The 19385-nt window shown below is 61.9% G+C and carries 17 protein-coding genes and 3 pseudogenes; 11 read left to right on the top strand and 9 right to left on the bottom strand.

Annotation, left to right across the window (positions count from 1 at the left end; genetic code table 11):
- Positions 1–98: 98 nt before the first annotated feature.
- Positions 99–1115: a M14 family zinc carboxypeptidase gene (locus tag AC1RDQ_RS00815; RefSeq protein WP_492585932.1), complete on the top strand. Its 1017-nt coding sequence runs from the start codon at positions 99–101 to the stop codon at positions 1113–1115.
- A gap of 211 nt (positions 1116–1326) precedes the next feature.
- On the opposite strand, the gene AC1RDQ_RS00810 is transcribed toward AC1RDQ_RS00815, so the two are convergent.
- Entirely contained in the window at positions 1327–1695 is a 369-nt protein-coding gene (locus tag AC1RDQ_RS00810) for a type 1 fimbrial protein (protein ID WP_340317033.1), read from the bottom strand.
- Positions 1696–1958: 263 nt separating this feature from the next.
- Between AC1RDQ_RS00810 and AC1RDQ_RS00805 the strand changes: the two genes are divergently transcribed.
- The gene (locus AC1RDQ_RS00805; RefSeq protein ID WP_492585930.1) at positions 1959–2420 is read left to right on the top strand and encodes an HvfA family oxazolone/thioamide-modified RiPP metallophore; all 462 of its coding nucleotides are present in this window, start codon (positions 1959–1961) and stop codon (positions 2418–2420) included.
- 363 nt (positions 2421–2783) lie between these two features.
- Complete coding sequence (locus tag AC1RDQ_RS00800) at positions 2784–4919, top strand: calcium-binding protein (RefSeq protein ID WP_492585928.1); 2136 nt, start codon at positions 2784–2786, stop codon at positions 4917–4919.
- A 218-nt stretch (positions 4920–5137) separates the two neighbouring features.
- Here the strand turns inward: AC1RDQ_RS00800 and AC1RDQ_RS00795 are convergent.
- A pseudogene (locus AC1RDQ_RS00795) lies at positions 5138–5317 on the bottom strand (nucleotidyltransferase family protein); the annotation flags it as partial.
- A 364-nt stretch (positions 5318–5681) separates the two neighbouring features.
- On the opposite strand from AC1RDQ_RS00795, the gene AC1RDQ_RS00790 reads away from it, so the two are divergent.
- The gene (locus tag AC1RDQ_RS00790; RefSeq protein ID WP_090456259.1) at positions 5682–6341 is read left to right on the top strand and encodes a hypothetical protein; all 660 of its coding nucleotides are present in this window, start codon (positions 5682–5684) and stop codon (positions 6339–6341) included.
- Positions 6342–6539: 198 nt separating this feature from the next.
- Here the strand turns inward: AC1RDQ_RS00790 and AC1RDQ_RS00785 are convergent.
- Positions 6540–6782, bottom strand: a pseudogene (locus tag AC1RDQ_RS00785) (SDR family oxidoreductase); the annotation flags it as partial.
- 51 nt (positions 6783–6833) lie between these two features.
- Between AC1RDQ_RS00785 and AC1RDQ_RS00780 the strand changes: the two are divergent.
- The 3 genes and pseudogenes from AC1RDQ_RS00780 to AC1RDQ_RS00770 all read left to right on the top strand — a co-directional run bounded on the left by AC1RDQ_RS00780 (position 6834) and on the right by AC1RDQ_RS00770 (position 9218).
- Entirely contained in the window at positions 6834–8210 is a 1377-nt protein-coding gene (locus tag AC1RDQ_RS00780) for an NfeD family protein (RefSeq protein WP_492585926.1), read from the top strand.
- 2 nt (positions 8211–8212) lie between these two features.
- A pseudogene (locus AC1RDQ_RS00775) lies at positions 8213–8402 on the top strand (slipin family protein); the annotation flags it as partial.
- A 564-nt stretch (positions 8403–8966) separates the two neighbouring features.
- On the top strand, positions 8967–9218 hold the full coding sequence (locus AC1RDQ_RS00770; protein ID WP_492585924.1) for a hypothetical protein: 252 nt from the start codon (positions 8967–8969) through the stop codon (positions 9216–9218).
- Between the two features lie 189 nt (positions 9219–9407).
- On the opposite strand, the gene phnE is transcribed toward AC1RDQ_RS00770, so the two are convergent.
- The 6 genes from phnE to AC1RDQ_RS00740 all read right to left on the bottom strand — a co-directional run bounded on the left by phnE (position 9408) and on the right by AC1RDQ_RS00740 (position 15476).
- Entirely contained in the window at positions 9408–10175 is a 768-nt protein-coding gene (gene phnE, locus AC1RDQ_RS00765) for a phosphonate ABC transporter, permease protein PhnE (RefSeq protein ID WP_218497774.1), read from the bottom strand.
- On the bottom strand, positions 10172–10999 hold the full coding sequence (locus AC1RDQ_RS00760) for a PhnE/PtxC family ABC transporter permease (protein ID WP_090456254.1): 828 nt from the start codon (positions 10997–10999) through the stop codon (positions 10172–10174). The genes phnE and AC1RDQ_RS00760 overlap by 4 nt, the downstream gene beginning before the upstream one ends.
- Complete coding sequence (locus AC1RDQ_RS00755; protein ID WP_492585922.1) at positions 10993–11790, bottom strand: phosphonate ABC transporter ATP-binding protein; 798 nt, start codon at positions 11788–11790, stop codon at positions 10993–10995. The genes AC1RDQ_RS00760 and AC1RDQ_RS00755 overlap by 7 nt, the downstream gene beginning before the upstream one ends.
- Positions 11787–12638 carry a putative selenate ABC transporter substrate-binding protein gene (locus tag AC1RDQ_RS00750; protein WP_090456250.1) on the bottom strand — a complete coding sequence of 284 codons (852 nt, stop codon included), beginning with the start codon at positions 12636–12638 and terminating at the stop codon, positions 11787–11789. Before AC1RDQ_RS00750 ends, AC1RDQ_RS00755 begins: the two co-directional genes overlap by 4 nt.
- Positions 12639–12924: 286 nt before the next feature.
- A complete protein-coding gene (locus AC1RDQ_RS00745) occupies positions 12925–14103 on the bottom strand; it encodes a trans-sulfuration enzyme family protein (protein WP_492585920.1) in 1179 nt (392 codons plus the stop codon).
- Positions 14100–15476, bottom strand: coding sequence for a pyridoxal-phosphate dependent enzyme (locus tag AC1RDQ_RS00740; RefSeq protein ID WP_102671909.1), 1377 nt, complete (start codon positions 15474–15476; stop codon positions 14100–14102). Before AC1RDQ_RS00740 ends, AC1RDQ_RS00745 begins: the two co-directional genes overlap by 4 nt.
- A gap of 276 nt (positions 15477–15752) precedes the next feature.
- Here AC1RDQ_RS00740 and AC1RDQ_RS00735 point away from each other — a divergent pair, with 276 nt between their 5' ends.
- From AC1RDQ_RS00735 to argE, 4 genes are read left to right on the top strand one after another with little or no spacing between them, the layout of a single operon-like run.
- The gene (locus AC1RDQ_RS00735; protein WP_492585919.1) at positions 15753–17114 is read left to right on the top strand and encodes a flavin-containing monooxygenase; all 1362 of its coding nucleotides are present in this window, start codon (positions 15753–15755) and stop codon (positions 17112–17114) included.
- Complete coding sequence (locus AC1RDQ_RS00730) at positions 17114–17524, top strand: RidA family protein (protein WP_003201555.1); 411 nt, start codon at positions 17114–17116, stop codon at positions 17522–17524. The genes AC1RDQ_RS00735 and AC1RDQ_RS00730 overlap by 1 nt, the downstream gene beginning before the upstream one ends.
- A gap of 10 nt (positions 17525–17534) precedes the next feature.
- Positions 17535–18209, top strand: a complete 675-nt coding sequence (locus AC1RDQ_RS00725) for a DUF1028 domain-containing protein (RefSeq protein ID WP_090456242.1) — start codon at positions 17535–17537, stop codon at positions 18207–18209.
- Complete coding sequence (gene argE / locus AC1RDQ_RS00720; protein ID WP_492585917.1) at positions 18202–19371, top strand: acetylornithine deacetylase; 1170 nt, start codon at positions 18202–18204, stop codon at positions 19369–19371. Before AC1RDQ_RS00725 ends, argE begins: the two co-directional genes overlap by 8 nt.
- The last annotated feature ends 14 nt before the right edge of the window (positions 19372–19385 follow it).

Genomic DNA, 19385 nt, shown 5'->3' with positions numbered 1-19385 from the left:
TGAGGTTCCACGATTCCGAGCTTAGTTGAACGTCTGTTCAATCACCAGCTACAGCAGCGATACCACGTTTTTCAGCATTCATGACGGGAGGGAAGCCAATGCCGCAGGATATTTCGTTCAGTGTTCGCAACAACAATGGCGATGCCGTGCGGGTCGGTGCCTGGCGTTATGCAGGCGACGGCAGCGGGCCAAACGTGCACCTGCAAGCCGGCGTACACGCCGATGAAATCGCCGGGATGCTGGTCCTGCACCTGCTGATGCAACGACTGCACACCGCCGAAACCCAGGGCCGGCTCAAAGGCAACATCACCGTGGTGCCGCAGGCCAATCCGCTGGGCATCGGGCAGTTTCGCCAGGGGCGGATCCTTGGCCGTTATCACGACGCCACCGGGCATAACTTCAATCGCTCGTTCGACCAGTCGACGGCCATGGCGCGACCTTCGACCTGCGTTCAGCAATGGCAAAAGAAACTGGTGCAACTGGCCGCCACGGCCGATGTGATGCTTGACCTGCACACCGACGACGAGGCGCTACCGTACCTGTACGTGCACCGCAGTTTCTGGCCCCGTGGCCGCGAACTGGCGGCGGCGATGAAGATGGACGTGGCGATCATCTGGGATGACGGCGGCGATGGCTCCTTCGAGGAAACCATTATTGCCCCATGGATACGCGACGGAGTCACAGCGGGGCGCATGGCTGCGACCCTGGAGCTGCGCGGGCAGGGCGATGTCAGCGACCGTTTTGCCGAACAGGATGCCGCAGGGCTGTACAACTGGCTGTGCGGTTGCGGTGTCATCGATGAGTCAGTGATGCCTGCAGAATGGCCCGTCGAAGCCGTGGAAATGGGCCACATGGAAACCATCATCGCCCCGCAACCCGGGGTGCTGATCTTCGAAAAAGAGCTGGGGGATTTCGTCGAAGAAGGCCAGCGCTTTGCGCGGATTCTCGGGCGCCCGGGCGATCCGTCTTCCGAAGTGGTGTTGCACGCCGAACAAGCGGGGCGCCTGGTGACGCGCTATCGCGACCGCCTGATACCCCAGGGCATGGGCGTGGCGAAATTCACCGGCAGCCGGGTGTCGCGTAACTGGAGCGGCGGGTTGCTGGACCCGAACTAAGCCTCACCTTCGCAATAGTAGTGTCATGACATTTGTGGCGAGGGGGCTTGTCGGAACGCCGCACCGCCCCGCTCGGCGGCGAAGCCGTCGCAAAACCTGCCTGCACTATCTGACTGAAGAAAAGCGGGGGCCGCTTCGCAACCCAACGGGGGCAAGCCCCCTCGCCACGGGTTCAGTGTAAGCCTCAGCCAACATCGGCCCGGCTCAGTTGTCAGGGAATGCTGAGGGTAATCAGGTAGCTCCCCGAGCGGACAGGGGAGCCTGCATCATCCACCAACGCATACTGCTGATCGAAATAGCGACCTTCCCGACCACTGTCAGCGAGCAGTTTGACGTTGACGCTGGATTGACCAACGGCGCTCACACTGGCGGTTGGCGCGATGGCGTCTGCCTCAATCCCCATCGCGCGACTCTGGGCCGGGCATTGGTAAAGTTCGAATGTGCCGTGCGTACCCACGCGTGACTGACAGCCCGGCTCCACAATGCTGCCTTGAAACCTGATGGTGCCCGGCGCCGCCAGGCACGCACCACTGAGCGCGAACAAAAGACTCAATCCCGCTGCTATACGTTTGCCGTTCATGCTTAACGCTCCTTGAGTTGTAAGGTCTAGGTCGTCAATGAACTCTAGAAGCTTGAGGCTTTTGTTGTATCGCCGTGTATCAGGGCGCCACATCTTCGTACGGCCATACAAAACCAGCGCTTTACGGATACAGCCGGGATACACCACTGGGGCCAAATGGACCTGCCAAAGCGAGAGGCACAACGCAGCTCGCAACCAGGTTTATCAACCCTTGTGGCACGACCAATAGTGGTCCAGCCGCGCAAATGATCCGGAGTATCAACATGTCTCGTATCCAGTCGAACAAAACCCGTATTGGCCTGCTCGCTGTTGCACTGGTCGGCGGTATCAACTTCGCTTCCACTGCGTTTTCCGCTGAAGCCTTGCCTCAGGGCTATCAACTGGCCTCTGCGGAAAAGACCAGCGAAGGCAAGTGTGGCGAAGGCAAGTGCGGTGCCAGCGAAGCCGGCGCGCAAAAGACCCAGGCCGAGGGCAAGTGCGGTGAAGGCAAGTGCGGCGATGCTTCTTTCGCGCGCACCGACACCGATGATGACGGCCGCGTGTCGCTCAAGGAACTGCTGGCAGTGGCGCCCAAGGGCACTGAGGAATTCAAGGCGATGGACACCAACGGTGATGGTTTCCTGTCCGAAGGTGAGGTGTACAAGTTCCGCACCAACCAGTTCACTTCCAACGGCAAGAAAGTACCGACCGAACTGTTCACCAAGTTGAGCCAGTCTAAAGACTGATCGGCCGTAAACAAAAAACCCTTCCTGTGTTGAATCGCAGGAAGGGTTTTTTGCGTGGACAGTACTGTATGGGAGAACTTTGTGAAAGTTCACTCAAGGAAGACTTATGTGTTTCTCAATATTTCATTACTTCACCGGGCAATAACCGCTTTTCAACCCCTCCTGCCCTGGAACTCTGGAGCTAGCCATGTTGCAGCGGTGGAGGGTTGGCGAATGCTACAGGGCTCATCAACACGCGGCTGCATTCGCGATAAACGGTCAGGTCAAAGTGGCGCACTTGCGATCCCTTGGAGTTGTCTAATTAGCCTCAACCCGCTGTAACGCAGTTCACGCATACCATCTCCATCAACGGAGGGTAGAACCATGGCTACTATCCCTGGCACCCTGGGTGATGACTTTCTGCTCGGCACCGAGGAAGACGACCAAATAACCGGCCTGGCCGGCAACGACAGCGTGTTTGCCCTTGGCGGCAACGACAATGTCGACGGCGGTGACGGCAACGATGACCTCTTCGGCGACCTCGGCAACGACACACTTCTCGGAGGCAACGACAACGATACTCTCGACGGCGGATCAGGCGCCGATATCCTCACCGGCGGTGCCGGCATCGACAGCTACTTCTGGACCGTGGAAACCGGTAACGAGTCCAGCTCCCTGAGCCAGGACCGCGTCACCGACTTCGAAGGTGCAGGTCAGGTCGGCGGCGACATCCTGCGGCTCTCCAGCTTCCCCAACCGCCTGGTCTTCCAGGGCGTCCGCAACGACGTACCCACGGTGGGAACCAGCCTCGGCTTCGGCAATAACGGCTTCACCGAAGTCTTCTTCGCCCTTGGCGCCGCCAGCACCCTGCTGTTCGCTGACTCCAACGACAACGGCATCTTCGACGCCACTGACTTCGCTGTGCAGCTGGACGGCATCCACAACCTGACCAGGAGCGACTTCGGCACCACCGCCTTCGTCCTGCGCGGTACTGAAGGCGGCGACGTGATCAATGGCACCAACGATCCCGACACCATCTTCGGCTTGGGCGGCGGCGATGTGATCAACGGCAATGGCGGCAACGACATCATCAATGGCGGCGACGGTAACGATACCCTGAACGGTGACGCGGGCATCGACCGGATCTCCGGCGGCACCGGCAATGACATTATCAATGGTGGCGCCGACCGCGACCTTCTGACCGGCAATGAGGGCAACGACATCATCAACGGTGGCGCCGGCAACGACACCACTCTGTCCGGCGGCGCAGGCAACGACGTCGTCAATGGCGGCGAAGGCAACGACACCCTCGACGGCGACGACGGCAACGACATCCTCAATGGCGGCGTGGGCAACGACGACTTCTTCGGCGGCGACGGCAATGACCAGATCTTCGGCGAAGACGGCAACGACGAACTGTTCGCCGGCCCCGGCAACGACATGCTCAATGGCGGCGCCGGCAACGACCTGATCATGGGTGAAGGTGGCCAGGACAGTCTCACCGGTGGTGCCGGCGACGACGAGTTCGAGTTCTTCACCGGCTTCAACCCCAGCTCGCCCTTCGCCACCTTCGATACCCTGGTCGACTTCCAGGGCGCAGGCGTAGTGGGCGGCGACACCCTGGAACTCAACAATGAGTTCTTCTTCCGCGGCCAGTTCAACGTCAATCCGCAACTGGGCGCGGTGCTGGTGGGTGGTGGCAACGGCGTGACCGACCTGTTCTACAGCCTGCGCCAGGGCAACACCTGGCTGATCGCCGACGAAAACGACGACGGTGTGCTCGACAGCCTCGACTTCACCCTGCGCCTGCAGGGCACGCACAACCTGACGGCGGGCGACTTCGGTCGTAACACGAGCCTCATCACCGCCGGCACCGAGGGGAATGATGTGCTCACCGGCACCGATGGCGACGATCGCATCTTCGGCCTGGGCGGTAATGACCAGATCTTCGGCCTGGAAGGAGCCGACTTCCTCGACGGCGGCAGCGGTGACGACGTCATCGATAGCGGCCTGGGCTTCGACGAGCTGCTCGGCGGTTCCGGCAACGACACCCTGATCGTCCAGGAATTCGCCAATGCCAGTGGCGGCGATGGCGACGACCAGCTGTTCGGGGGCGACGACCCCTTCGGCTTCCAGTCCAACCTCGACGGTGACGCCGGCAACGACACCCTGACCGCGGGCGCCAGCGGCGCCGTCATGGAAGGCGGCGTAGGCGCCGACGTATTGGTGAGCAGCAGTGTCGACGACTTCATGGTCGGTGACGTTTTCTTCGAGCCGAGCCTCGGTGCGGACAAGTTCCAGTTCGGTGCGGTGTGGGGAACGGACACCATCTTCGACTTCGAGGACGGCACTGACCTGATCGACCTGAGCACTAGCGGTTTCACCTTCGCGAGTCTCGATATTGGAGAACAGTTCGGTGAGGCATTCATTACCGTCACTGGCCAGCCGGATGTGGGAAGCATCACCTTGACCGGCGTCCCACAGGCCGCGATCACCGAGGCGGACTTCGCCTTTACCTGAGTGATCGGCGCATGCTCACGCCGGGGGATGGCGTGAGCATGCCGAGTCGCGAAACCAGAAGGGGAAAGGGGACTGATTTATTTTATTACTCCGAATGTCGGGTCGATTTCAGCCGGTCGAGGAAGGCAGAAATCGGCCAGAAGCGGACGTTCGGGAATGGCGGCTAACGATCCGAAACGGGCATGAAACTTCGAAGCTGAAACGTTTCGGCCTATCGGGAGAACCTTCAGATCCGGCCAGGTTGCGAGCCAGTTTTTTGAGCGCAGGCGGTTCAGATAGACCTGCCGTTTATCTGCTCGGAACTTTACCGTAGGTCGGACGACAAGGTTAAAGAGATCGTCTAGGCCGAGTGGTGCCGCGACCTCGACCACACCCTCTACTCCAAGCCGTACAGCTACCTTGAAACCTCAGGGTCAGGTCTTGTCTTTTGCGATCGCTATTATGCAAAAGGCAAGACCTGACCCCGCATTGCTTTGAGAAATACGAAAACCCCTGATTTCGAAAGAGATCGGGGGTTTTTGCTTTCTGGCTCCCCGGGGCCGTGTCGAAAAAGTGTCGAAGCCCCTAGAGCGCCCCAAGTGGATTGAGCCTTACCGCATCCTGCATCCAACGCCGGCTCGCCAAACTGCGAGCCGCGCACTCAAGCAATACATGAGGACGGAAGGTTGAACCGCGGCTGTGTGTCGGTAACCGGCGTCGTCTAGGCTCAATTTCTCGGTCATATTCCATCTTGGAGGCCGTGTTCCCGCAGGAGGACTGCACATGCACATCACGACTTTCACTCTCACCTTACCGACTGCCCTGTTGGCAATAGCCTGCAGTTTCGCCAGTCAGGCCCAGCAAACGGACATGACCTTCTTTGTCACTAGCCTCGGCATGGGCAAGGGCGCCGATCTAGGTGGTCTGAGCGGCGCCGATAGGCACTGCCAGACGCTGGCCTCCGCCGTCGGGGCGGGCCAGCACACCTGGCGTGCTTACCTCAGCACCAGTGCCGTCGGCAGTGCGGGAGCGGTCAATGCCCGTGATCGCATCGGCCAGGGCCCTTGGCAAAACGCCAAGGGGGTCGTCATCGCCCGCGACGTCGCGCAACTGCACGGCGACAACCAACTGACCAAGGAAATGGCCCTGGACGAACACGGGGCGCTGGTTAAGGGGCGCGGCGACACGCCGAACATGCACGACATCCTCACCGGCTCGCAGGCGGACGGAACTGCGTTCGCCGGTAGCGATGACCATACCTGCAGCAACTGGACCAGCAGCGGCGAAGGGACGGCCCAGGTCGGTCATCATGACCGAATAGGACTGCGTGACGATGCGGCGGCACGCTCGTGGAACTCCTCGCACCCCTCGCGTGGCTGCAGCAGCGAAGCCCTGGCCGGCTCGGGCGGGGCGGGGCTGCTGTACTGCTTTGCCGCAGAATGACGGGCGATACCGCTGCGGGGTCGCAAGTTGCAAGCGGGCCAGGCCGAGTAGAGTGGCCGGGGTCGCCGCATTCCTAGGCACGGCGGATCAGTGCAGAAAGTCTGTGAAACCTCAGGGTCAGGTCTTGTCTTTTGCCATCGCTATTATGCAAAAGGCAAAACCTGACCCCGTATTGCTATCCTTGCACCAGACGGAGTATCCACCATCGATGACGTATTCAGTACCAGTAATGGAGCTTGCAAGCGGCGAGACGAGGAATGTGATGAGATCGGCTACTTCCCTTGGTTTAGCGGGTCGTCCGATCGGGATGCCTCCCAGTGAGCCCATTACGATTTGGCGGCCACCCTCATAATCGGTGCCGTTCTGCATCACAATCTCCTCTACAAAGGCGACTGATGCCTCCGTCTCCACTCATCCCGGTGAAACCCTGGCTGACTCAACTACGCTTTAAGTGAAAGTTGCAGGCTGCCGAACCGGCAACTGGGAGGGGCCGTGAACAGTCACTGGTGGTGCCGCCTGCTCTTGCTGATGATACTGGTCGGATTACCGACGGGTTCGGCGACGGCCGCGGGCAGTGTCGTGGTCCTGACCGTCAACGATGCCATTGGTCCAGCCAGTGCCGACTACGTGGTGCGCGGCCTGACGCGTGCGGTGACCGAGGGCGCACAGTTGGTGGTCATCAACCTCGACACTCCCGGTGGGCTGGACACTTCGATGCGCTTGATCATCAAGGCGATTCTGGCCAGCCCCCTGCCAGTGGCCAGTTTCGTCGCCCCCAGTGGCGCACGCGCGGCCAGCGCCGGCACCTATATCCTGTATGCCAGCCACATTGCCGCCATGACCCCGGGCACCAACCTGGGCGCCGCTTCGCCGGTGCAGATCGGCGGCCTGCCCGGAACCGCGCCCGAACCGCCGCGCCCACCTACCACCGACAAGAACTCCCCGCCCGAGCCGCTGGACACCCTGACTCGCAAACAGATCAACGATGCGGCGGCTTACATCCGTGGCCTTGCGCAATTGCGCGGACGCAATGCCGACTGGGCCGAACAAGCGGTACGCGAATCGGCCAGCCTGTCTGCCGACGAAGCACTCAGACTCAAGGTGGTCGATTATGTGGCCAATGACGTGGCGGAGCTGCTCAAGCAACTGGACGGCAAGAGCCTGAATGTCGCCGGTCAAACGCTGAAACTGAGCACCGCCGGGGCTACTCTCATCGACCATGCGCCTGATTGGCGCACGCAACTGCTGGCGGTGATCACCAACCCCAGTGTGGCCTTGCTGCTGATCATGATCGGGGTCTATGGCCTGATGTTCGAATTCATGAGCCCGGGGTCGGGCGTCGGTGGGGTACTCGGTGGCATCTGTCTGTTGCTGGGGCTGTATGCCCTGCAACTGTTGCCGGTGAATTACGCCGGGGTCGGGCTCATTCTGCTGGGGCTGGCCTTTATGATCGCCGAGGCGTTTCTACCGAGTTTCGGTGTAATCGGCTTCGGTGGGGTGGTTGCCTTTGTAGTCGGCGCAGTGATTTTGATGGACACCGATGTGCCGGGCTTCGGCATTCCGTTGACGCTGATCATCGGCATGGCACTGACTAGTGCCCTGTTGCTGATGACGCTGGTCGGCATGGCGCTTAAGGCCCGACGCCGCGCCCTGGTCAGCGGCGATGCGGGTCTGGTCGGCAGCCTGGCCACGGTGACGGGGCTGCTGCCGGGCCTGCCGATGAGTGGCTGGGTGCAACTGCAAGGCGAAAAATGGCAAGTGCGGAGTAACTCGCCCCTGCGCCTGGGCCAACAGGTCCGGGTGGTGGCACGCAAGGGCGTGCTGCTGGACGTCACTGTGCAGGATGAAACTCCACCGCTAGAAGATTAATCATGTTTGGCGAATTGGGTTTTGGCGCGCTGATAGCGCTGTTCCACGTGTTGGTGGTCTCGGCCTTCCGGATTCTGCGCGACTACGAGCGCGAGGTAGTGTGTACCAACTCGCCAATTCGGGTGCTTCTGGCAGGTCAAGGGGCCGGGATTGATTCTGCTGATTCCGATGGGGCAACAGATGGTTCGCGTGGCTGGCCGGGGGAGCGACAACTAGCCAGACATGGAGGGAAAGTGAAAAAAGTAAGTCCGTGCCCTATTGCTTGAGCGTCCGCAATGGGTCGGTTGCAGCCCCTAGCGACAGGCAGGAACAGGCCAAAATCACTGTTTGTTCAGCTCTAATCAAAAATCCGCCCTATTAATACGAAAACTGCTGCTAACAAGAACGAAACCGGCACAGGCAATATCGCCTGTACCGCATTCAAACGCCTACCCGTTCGCCGAGTGAACATCCTTGCCGCGCCAACGACCAATACGAAACTTAGAACGAGTGCCCATCCAAAATCACTCATGAAAATCACCTGCCCCTACTTCATTGGAGTCCAACACTAGCACCCTAGACAGTGCCCGGAAAACACTGATGATTCTCCTCTGTTTTTACGAATGTAAAGACCGACAGCTATGGGTCGTTCTCTGCCGGTCGCCGATCCTGATCCCTCTATGCAGTCTGTGCGCGTGGGCTACACTCAAAGGTGCGCCGATTTAATCCTACTTGCGGGGGCGCTTGAGAAATACTCGCTAAAGCGGAGTAGCTACCATGCCTACTCTTTCGATTGATTCACACACCCGTCTGCTTATCGCCAAAGCCATCATCTCGACCACAGATGAAGCCGAAGCTATTCGTATCGTCCCGCTGCCGGACGGCGGTCAACTATTGCTGATGTTCAACTGCGGGCATGTCGCCGTCGATCTCGTATCGGATCAGGACGATCTGTTCGGCAACCACCGCCTTGTGTTCGACGTATCTGCACAGGTCATTGCCGACATGGAAAGCCATCGCGGCGAATAGGTCGGGTTGTTTTTTGCTGCGAAAACCATGGTCGACTTTTTTAACAGAATCAACCGATTTCTGCCTGTCGCCACCGTCAGCTTTGGGTCGTTTTCTGTCGGTCATAGCCATAAAACGTGGTAGTCAACTCCATACAAATGGTTGCTCAGCTCGAATGCAATCAGGTGAGCAAATCCATGCAATCCCCCATCACGCCTTAACCCAACGCTGCCGACTCCAACTACTCAACCCATCAACCGCAAACACCAGCACCAACATCGCCAGGATCACAGTACTAGCCTGGGCCTCCTGGAACAGGCTGAGGCTGACATAGAGCATCTGCCCCAAACCGCCGGCACCGACAAAACCCAGCACGCTGGCCATGCGGATGTTGTTTTCCCAGCGGTACAGGATGTACGCCAGCAGCTGTGGAAACAGGTTGGGCAGGGTGCCATAACAGAAGGCCCAGACGACGTTGCCGCCCTGCAGACGGATGGCTTCGGCCGGTTGCGGCGGGGTGTTTTCCAGCGCTTCGGCGAACAATCGACCCAGCACCCCGGTGGTGTGCATCGCCAATGCCAGGGTCCCGGCGTTGGGGCCGAGTCCGGCTGCCAGCACCATCAGCGCGGCCCACACCAGTTCGGGAATGGCGCGCAGGGCGTTAAGCACGAGGCGCGACGCACTCTGCAGCGGCCAACCGAAACGACCGGCCGCCGGTAAAGCCAGCACCAGGCCGAATACCGCCGCGAGCAGAGTGCCGAGGGCCGACATGGCCATGGTTTCCACGGCGCCGCGGCCGATGGCTTGCAGATGGCCGGCGCTCAGGTCCGGGCTGAGAAAACGCAGCACGTAGGCGCCCATCTGCTTCAGGTTACCGCTGCCCGTCAGTTCGCCGAGGTCGATGCCCAGGTAGCTGAACGAGGCCACGACCGCCGCGCAGATACAGAGGATCAGCAGCAGGTTGAAAAGGCGATTCATGCGAACCTCCAGCGCAACAGGCGGCTGATCTGATCGGCGAACAGCACCAGGACGAAAAAGGTCAGCAACATGCTCGCCACTTCACCACCGGCGAACATGCGCAACGACAAATCGATCTGCTGGCCCAGCCCGCCGGCGCCGACGAAGCCCATCACCACCGACGCGCGGATCGCGCATTCCCAGCGATATACCGTGTACGACAGCAGCTCCGCCGCGACATTGGGCAGGATGCCGTAGCAGAACGCCGCCAACCGGCTGCTGCCGGCTTGCATCAGTGAGTGGGCTGGGCGCTGGTCGACCGACTCGAAAATTTCCGCGTAGACCTTGCCCAGCATGCCGCTGTAGGTGATGGCAATGGCCAGCACCCCGGCCGTCGGGCCAAGGCCGACGGCGCGCACGAACAGCAAGGCCCAGACGATTTCCGGCACGCTGCGCAGGAAGATCAGCAACCCGCGCACCGGCCAGCGCAACAACCGGCCCAAGGCGCTCGGGCGACCGCTGCGCGAAGCCGCCGACAACGAGAGCGCCCGGCTGGCCAGCAGGCTGGCGGGGATGGCCAATAGCAAGGCCAGGGCCATGCCGGCGGTGGCGATGGCCAGGGTTTGCAACGTGGCTTGCCACAGTAACTGGAGGAACTCTTCGCCATGGGCCGGTGGCCAGAAGGCCGAGACAAACCGGCCCATTTCACTCTGGCTGTCAGCCTGGAGCAGCACACCCAGGTCCAGTTCGCTGAAATGAATACCGGGCCACAACAGGGCAAGCGCCAACAAACTGAGCAACAGGCGGGGCAGGGTGGCCGGGTCTCGTGTATCGCGGGTCAGCATCGTGGAATCTGCAGGCTCAAGGGCGCCACCGGCGCGGGCGGCGACAGCAGTTGCTCGTTGGCGTAGAGCTTGTCGAGCAAATCGTGGTCGACGTCGCTGGCGGAAAGATCGAACAGGATCTGCCCTTCACGCAATCCGATGATGCGCGAGAAGTGCGCCAGGGCCAGTTCCACCGCATGCAGGCTGGCGACCAGCGTCACCTGGTGTTCCCGGGCATGGCGGCAGAGAACTGACAGGGTGTGCCCGGCCAGCACAGGGTCCATCGCCGACACCGGCTCATCGGCCAGCAGCACTTCTGGCGCCTGGTACAGCACCCGGGCAATGCCCACGCGCTGCAGTTGGCCGCCGGACAATTGCTGGCACTGGGCGAACAGCTTGTCACCCAGGTCCAGCTTGAGCAGTGCCGCCCGCGCGCCTGGAACATCCACCGGATGCAACAGGCTCAACAGGCTTTTGGCAAAACCCCATTGCCCCAGCTTTCCGGCCAGCACCGCCGTGACCACCCGTTGCCGGGGGGGCAGGGGTGGTGCCTGATGCACCAGGCCGATACGCGCCCGCAGTTGCTGACGCCGACGCGCGCCAAGCTGCCAGGCGTGTTCGCCGAGTACCTCGACCGCGCCGTTGTCCGGGCGCAGGGCGGTGGCCAGCACGTTGAGCAGGCTCGACTTGCCGGCACCGGACGGGCCGATGATTGCGACTTGCTCACCGGCGCCGATGTGCAGGTCGACCTCATGCAGCGCACGCACGCCGTTGCCGTGGGTGAGGCTGACCCGGTTCAGGTGCAAGGTCATTTCAGCAGGTCGGCAGCGCGCGCGGCTTCCTCGATGCCCTTGTAGTTCTCAGGCTTGGTCTCGATGAAGCGGCTGGCGGCTTGCAGGTCCAGAATCGCTTTTTGCTCCGGGTTGGCCGGGTCGAGCGCGAGGAATGCCGCCTTGATTTTGCCAGCCAGGGCCGGGTCGAGGGTGCCGCGCACGGTCCAGTTGTAGTCGAAATAGGCCGGTGTGGTGGCGAAGACCTTGACCTTGTCGGTGTCGACCTTGCCGGCCTTGACCAGTTTTTCCCAGACGCTGGCATTGAGTACGCCGGCGTCCACTTTGCCAGCCTGAACCCAGGCGACCGTGGCGTCGTGGGCGCCCGAGTAACCGACGCGACTGAAGTAGGTTTCCGGCTTGATGCCGTCCTGCAGCATGAAGTAGCGCGGCATCAAGCTGCCGGACGTGGAAGACACTGATCCGAAGGCAAAGGACTTGCCCTTGAGGTCGGCCAGCGACTTGACGGCCGGGTCGGCGGTGATGAATTTGCTGGTGAACTGGGCGTCCTGCTCACGCTGTACCAGTGGAATGGCATTGCCGGTTTTCAGTCGCGCCTGCACGAAGGTGAAGCCGCCCAGCCAGGCCATGTCGATACGGTCGGTGGCCAGCGCCTCGACCACCGCCGGGTAGTCGGACACCGGCACGAACTCGACCTTCATGCCCAGTTGCTTCTCGAGATACTCGCCCAGGGGCTTGAACTTGCGCAGCAATTCGGTGGGGGCTTCATCAGGAATGGCGCTGACCTTGAGGGTGTCGGCGGCCTGTGCCAGCAGGGTGGAAAAGGATAGGGTCAGGCCGACGGCCAATGCCAGGGTACGTTTGAGCATGGAAGTTCTCCGGTTCAATAGCGGAAAAATGTCGATGCGCCCCGCACAAGCTGATTGCTGCACGACGCTTCGTGAGGGTAGACGAAAATGGCGCGATTATAGGGGCTCTTGCGTGCTTGACCAGCGTTGCAACAGGAGTGATGGCCTAAAAAAACCTGTAGGAGCGAGCTTGCTCGCGATGGTCGTTAACGATGCCGCGTGTTTACTGACTGAACGCGGCGCTCTTGAGTCCATCGCGAGCGAGCTCGCTCCCACAGGTTTTGCAGTGTCTCAACATTCAGGTGATTTACATCCTTGCCAACGCCTGCGCCAGATCGGCCCGCAAGTCCTCGACGTCCTCAACCCCTACCGACAACCGCACCAACCCATCGCCAATCCCCAGTTCCGCGCGGGTATCGGGCGGGATGGTGGCGTGGGTCATGATTGCCGGGTGTTCGATCAGGCTTTCCACGCCGCCCAGGCTTTCGGCCAGGGCGAAGATCTGCACGCTTTCAAGGAAGCGTTTGGTACCGGCCAGGTCACTGTTGAGGTCGAGGGAGATCATCCCGCCGAAACCGCGCATTTGCCGCTGGGCCAGTTCGTATTGCGGGTGCGACGGCAGGCCAGGGTAGTAGACCCGTGAGACTTGTGGCTGGCGCTCCAGCCACTGCGCCAGCTCCAGTGCGTTGCTGCAATGCCGCTCCATGCGCAGCGCCAGGGTCTTCACGCCGCGCAGGGTGAGGAAGGCATCGAACGGGCCGGCGATGGCGCCGACGGCGTTTTGCAGGAAGCCCAGGCGCTCGGCCAGTTCGGCGTTCTGCCCGACCACGGCGATACCGCCGATCACGTCGGAGTGACCGTTGAGGTATTTGGTGGTCGAGTGCAGCACGATGTCGAAGCCCAGCTCCAGCGGGCGCTGGATCCACGGGCTGGCGAAGGTGTTGTCGGCCACGCAGATGATGCCGCGGGCGCGGCAAGTGCGGGCGATGGCGGTGAGGTCGGTGAGGCGCAGCAGCGGATTGCTCGGGGTCTCGACCATGACCATTCGTGTGTCGTCTTGCAGGGACGCCTCGAACGCCGCCAGGTCGGTAAGGTCGACGAAGCTGAAGCGGTGCCCGGCGCTGCGCTGGCGCACCTTGTCGAACAGGCGGAAGGTGCCGCCGTACAGGTCGTTGCCCGAAACGATGTGCGAGCCGGCGTCGAGCAGTTCGAGCACCGTGGAAATGGTCGCTAGCCCCGAGGCGAAGGCAAAGCCCCGGGTGCCGCCTTCGAGGTCGGCCACGCAGCGTTCCAGCGCCCATCGCGTCGGGTTGTGCGAACGCCCGTAGTCCAGGCCTTTGTGCACCCCGGGGCTCTGTTGCAGGTAGGTGGAGTTGGCGTAGATCGGCGGCATCAACGCCCCGGTCGAAGGGTCCGGCGCTTGCCCGGCGTGGATCACCCGGGTCGCGAAGCCCTGTGGCGGGGCGTTTTTATCCTGTTGACTCATGGCAGGGATCTCCGCAAATGGTTGAGCATGTCGGTTCGGGTAATCAGGCCGTGAAAGCCCGAGGCATCCTGGATGATCGCTACCAGTCCACGGCCCAGCTCGGCTTCTAGTTCAGCCAGGGTGGCATTGGGGGACAGGGTTTGCAGTTTGTCGGTCATGGCGCTGGAGACGGCCCTGCGAAAGTGCGCAACGTCTTCATGCACGCCCAGCAGGATGTCGGACTCGTCGATCACGCCGACCAGTTGCTGCCCCTTCACCAGCACCGGCAGCTGCGAGACATCCGCCAGGCGCATGCGCTGGAAAGCCGTCAGTAGCGTGTCATCCGGGCCGACGCTGATCACTCGGCCATCCTCGAAGCGCCGCGCGATCAGGTCGCGCAGGTCGCCGTAGTGCTTGCGTTGCAGCAGGCCCTGATCGTTCATCCACTGGTCGTTGTAGACCTTCGACAGGTAACGCGTACCGGTGTCGCAGACGAAGCTGACCACCCGTTTCGGCTGGGTCTGTTCGCGGCAGTAACGCAACGCCGCCGCCAGCAAGGTGCCGGTCGACGAACCGCCGAGAATCCCTTCGGCGCGCAGCAGTTGGCGGGCGTGATCAAAGCTTTCTTCGTCGCTGATCGAATAGGCGTGGCGCACGCTGGACAGGTCGGCAATCGACGGGATGAAGTCTTCGCCAATGCCTTCCACCGCCCAGGAACCGGGGGTGGGGAGGGTGCCACCGCGGCTGTATTCGGCCATCACCGAACCGACCGGGTCGGCCAGGACCATTTCCAGGTCCGGCTGTACTCGTTTGAAGAAACGGGTCAGCCCGGTGAGGGTGCCGGCCGAACCGACGCCGACGACGATGGCGTCCACATCATGCTGGGTTTGTGCCCAGATCTCCGGCGCGGTGCTGCATTCGTGGGCCAGCGGGTTGGCCGGGTTGTTGAACTGGTCGGCGAAGAACGCATCGGGAATTTCCGCTGCCAGCCGTGCGGCGACGTCCTGGTAATACTCGGGATGGCCCTTGCCGACGTCGGAGCGGGTGATGTGCACCTCGGCGCCCATGGCCTTGAGGTGCAAGACCTTCTCGGTGGACATCTTGTCCGGCACCACCAGCACCACCCGGTAACCCTTGGCGCGGCCGACCAGGGCCAGGCCGAGGCCGGTGTTGCCGGCGGTGGCTTCGACGATGGTGCCGCCGGGGCGCAGGCGGCCATCGCGTTCGGCGGTGTCGATCATCGCCAGACCGATGCGGTCCTTGATCGAGCCGCCGGGATTCTGGGATTCGAGTTTGAGAAACAGCGTACACGGGCCGGTATCGAATCGGCTGACGCGTACCAGAGGTGTATTGCCGATCAGTTCGAGCACGGCAGGGCGGGAGTTGTCAGTCATGTCGTCACTTCCTTGCGCTATTCGCACTGGGTGGACATCGACCGGCGCTGTGCCATCAGGCGTCAATCGCCGGCATTGCATCGCTAGGACCATAGGCCGGGATCAGGCCTCCCGCAACCTTGCACAGCCGACCGGTCGGCTCGACGCTTTTTCCTCGCCAGCAACCACAAAAAACATAATTTCGCTATTTCCCGGCTCCGAACAGAATGCGGCCAACACCCTGACACCGATAGCCGCAGCAGAAGAACAACAGTGATCAGAATCGAGGCGGCAGCCATGACCGACCTGAATCAAACCACCTTTCAGAAGTGCACAGCCATGACAGTTGATAAAACCGAAATTGATACGCTTGTTGTTGGCGCCGGCCAGGCCGGCGTGGCCATGAGTGAACACCTGAGCAAACTCGGTGTGCCTCACCTCGTTGTGGAGCGCAATCGTATCGCCGAAGCCTGGCGCACCGGTCGCTGGGATTCGCTGGTAGCCAACGGCCCGGCTTGGCACGACCGCTTCCCGGGGCTGGAGTTCGACGGTCTGGACCCGGATGCCTTCGCCGGGAAAGAGCAGGTGGCTGAGTACTTCGAAGCCTACGCCCGCAAGTTCAACGCGCCGATCCGTACCGGCGTGGACGTGAAAAAAGTCGAACGTAACACCGACCGTCCCGGTTTCACCGTTGAAACCTCTGATGGCGTGATCGAGGCCCGGCATGTGGTGGTCGCCACCGGTCCGTTCCAGCGTCCGGCCATTCCGCCGATTGCCCCACAAATCGCCGGCATCGCGCAGATTCACTCCGCCCAATACTACAACCCGCAGCAACTGGCCGAAGGCGCGGTGCTGGTGGTGGGTGCAGGTTCCTCGGGCGTGCAGATCGCCGATGAACTGCAACGTTCCGGCAAGCAGGTCTACCTGTCGGTGGGCGCCCACGATCGTCCGCCGCGAGCCTATCGCAACCGTGATTTCTGCTGGTGGCTGGGGGTGCTTGGCGAGTGGGATGCCGAAGCCATGCAACCGGGCAAGGAACACGTGACCATCGCCGTGAGCGGTGCCCGTGGCGGCCACACCGTGGACTTCCGCCGGCTGGCTCACCAAGGCATGACCCTGGTTGGCCTGACCCAAGCGTTCAACGGCGCCGTGGTGAGTTTCGAAAACAACCTCGCTGACAACATCCAGCGCGGCGATGAAAACTATCTGGCACTGCTCGACAAGGCCGACGCCTACATCGAACGCAATGGCCTGGAGTTGCCGCTGGAACCCGAAGCCCGGGCCATGCTGGCGGACCCGGATTGCGTGACCAATCCAATCCTGGAGCTGGATCTGCTCAAGGCCGGCGTCACCACGATTATCTGGGCCACTGGTTACTCCACCGATTACAGCTGGCTGAAGGTCGATGCCTTCAAGGAAAACGGCAAGCCGCAGCACCAGCGCGGTGTGTCGGCCGAGCCGGGGGTGTATTTCGTGGGGTTGCCTTGGCAGTCCCGTCGTGGCTCCGCGTTTATCTGGGGCGTTTGGCACGACGCCAAGCACATCGCCGACCACATCGTTAAACAGCACACCTATCTCAACTACCGGGATGCGACCCAGCGTCAAGCCGAAGCCGCCCGTGCACCTATTCACAAAGCCAGCCTCATGGGAGTTCGTTAATGCCTACTCATACCCGCATCCGCATGTTCAACACCAAAGACACCTACCCGAACCAGACGCTGGACAACGATTTGTGCCAGGCCGTGCGCGCCGGCAACACCGTGTATGTGCGTGGTCAGGTCGGCACCGATTTCAACGGCCAACTGGTGGGCCTCGGTGATCCGCGCGCCCAGGCCGAGCAGGCCATGCGCAACGTCAAGCAACTGCTGGAAGAGGCGGGCAGCGACCTGAGCCATATCGTCAAGACCACCACCTACCTGATCGACCCGCGCTATCGCGAGCCGGTGTACCAGGAGGTCGGCAAGTGGCTCAAGGGCGTGTTCCCGATTTCCACGGGCCTTGTGGTCAGCGCCCTCGGCCAGCCGCAGTGGCTGATGGAAATTGATGTGATTGCTGTCATCCCTGAATAAGGAATTCGCCATGACTTTTTCCATCGTGGGTCGCTGCGCCGAGACTGGCCAGCTGGGCATTGCCATCAGCTCTTCGAGCATTGCCGTCGGCGCGCGCTGCCCGTGGCTGCGTGCCGGTGTCGGCGCGGTGTCGAGCCAGAACATCACGCTGCCGGCCCTCGGCCCGCAGATCCTCGATGAACTGGCCAACGGCTCGGCGCCGCCCCAGGCGCTGGACCACTCATTGACCCGCAACGGCTACAGCCAATATCGCCAGGTGGCGGTGGTGGACGCCCACGGGCGCACGGCGGTGTTCAGTGGCAACCATGCCCTGGGCATCAACAATGCTGTGGCCGGTGACCAATGCGTGGCGGCCGGCAACCTGCTGGCCAACAGTGGGGTGATCGAGGCGATGGTCGCGGCGTTCGAAAACAGCGAAGGCTGTCTCGCCACCCGGCTGATGAGCGCGTTGCAGGCCGGGCAGGACGCTGGCGGCGAAGCCGGCGCGGTGCACTCGGCAGCGCTGTCGGTGGTCGGTGACCTGACCTGGCCGATTGTCGACCTGCGGGTGGACTGGGCCGAGGAAAACCCGATTGGCGAGCTGGGCAAACTGTGGACGGCCTACGAGCCGCAATTGCAGGACTATCTGACCCGCGCCCTCAATCCGACCCTGGCCCCCGCGTATGGAGTGCCCGGCGATGAGTGAGTTGCGCAGCCGCGCCATGCTCGCGCGATTGATCGGGTTCGCCACGGTCAGCCGCGATTCGAACCTGGAGCTGATCGAGTTCGTGCGCGACTACCTGCACGAACTGGGCGTGGATTGCGAACTGATCTACAACGCCGAGCGGACCAAGGCCAATCTGTTGGCCACGGTCGGCCCGCGTGTGGCTGGCGGCATCGTGTTGTCCGGGCACACCGACGTGGTGCCGGTGGACGGCCAGGCCTGGACGGTCGAACCGTTCTGCCTGAGCGAGGCGCACGGCAAGCTTTACGGTCGCGGCAGCGCGGACATGAAGGGCTATCTGGCTTCTGTGCTGGCCGCTGTGCCGATGTTTCTCTCCAGCCCTTTAAAGCGCCCGGTGCATTTGGCGTTTTCCTATGACGAAGAGGTCGGTTGCCTCGGCGTGCGCGGCTTGCTGGAAGTGCTGCCCCAACGCATCCCGGCACCAGCGCTGTGTTTGATCGGCGAGCCGACCGAACTCAAGCCGGTGCTCGGTCACAAGGGCAAACTGGCGATGCGGTGTCACGTGCGCGGCGCCGCCTGTCATTCGGCTTACGCGCCATATGGGGTCAATGCCATCGAGCAGGCCGCGCGCCTGATCGGTCGGCTGGGTGACATCGGCACCACACTGGCTCGCCCGCAATTGCACGACAAGCGCTTCGACCCTGCGTTCTCGACCGTGCAGGTCGGAGTGATCCAGGGCGGTACGGCGCTGAACATCGTTCCAGCGGACTGCCGTTTCGATTTCGAGATCCGCGCCTTGCCGGACTTCGCCCCACAAGTGGTCGTCGATGAGTTGCAGGATTACGCCGAACAAACGTTGCTGCCGGCCATGCAGGCCGTGGACACCGATACCGGTATCCGCTTTGAAAAAATCTCGGCCTATCCCGGCTTGGCGACACCCGCCGACAGTGCAGCGGCCCGCCTCATTGCCCAGCTGTGCGGCAGCGACGAGTTCAGCACCGTGGCCTTTGGCACCGAAGGCGGGCTGTTCGATCAGGCCGGCATTGCGTCGGTGGTCTGTGGTCCCGGCAGCATGGACCAGGGGCACAAGCCCGATGAATTTGTCAGCGTTGATCAGATGGCGGCCTGTGACCGCCTGATGGATCGCCTGGCGGCTTACTTGAGTGAATCCGAACACCCATAACAACAACGGGCCGA

The sequence above is a fragment of the Pseudomonas sp. GW823-FHT02E01 genome (assembly GCF_058797535.1).
The sequence above is the reverse complement of the archived record's forward strand: the minus strand, read 5'-3'. Positions and strand labels throughout refer to the sequence as shown.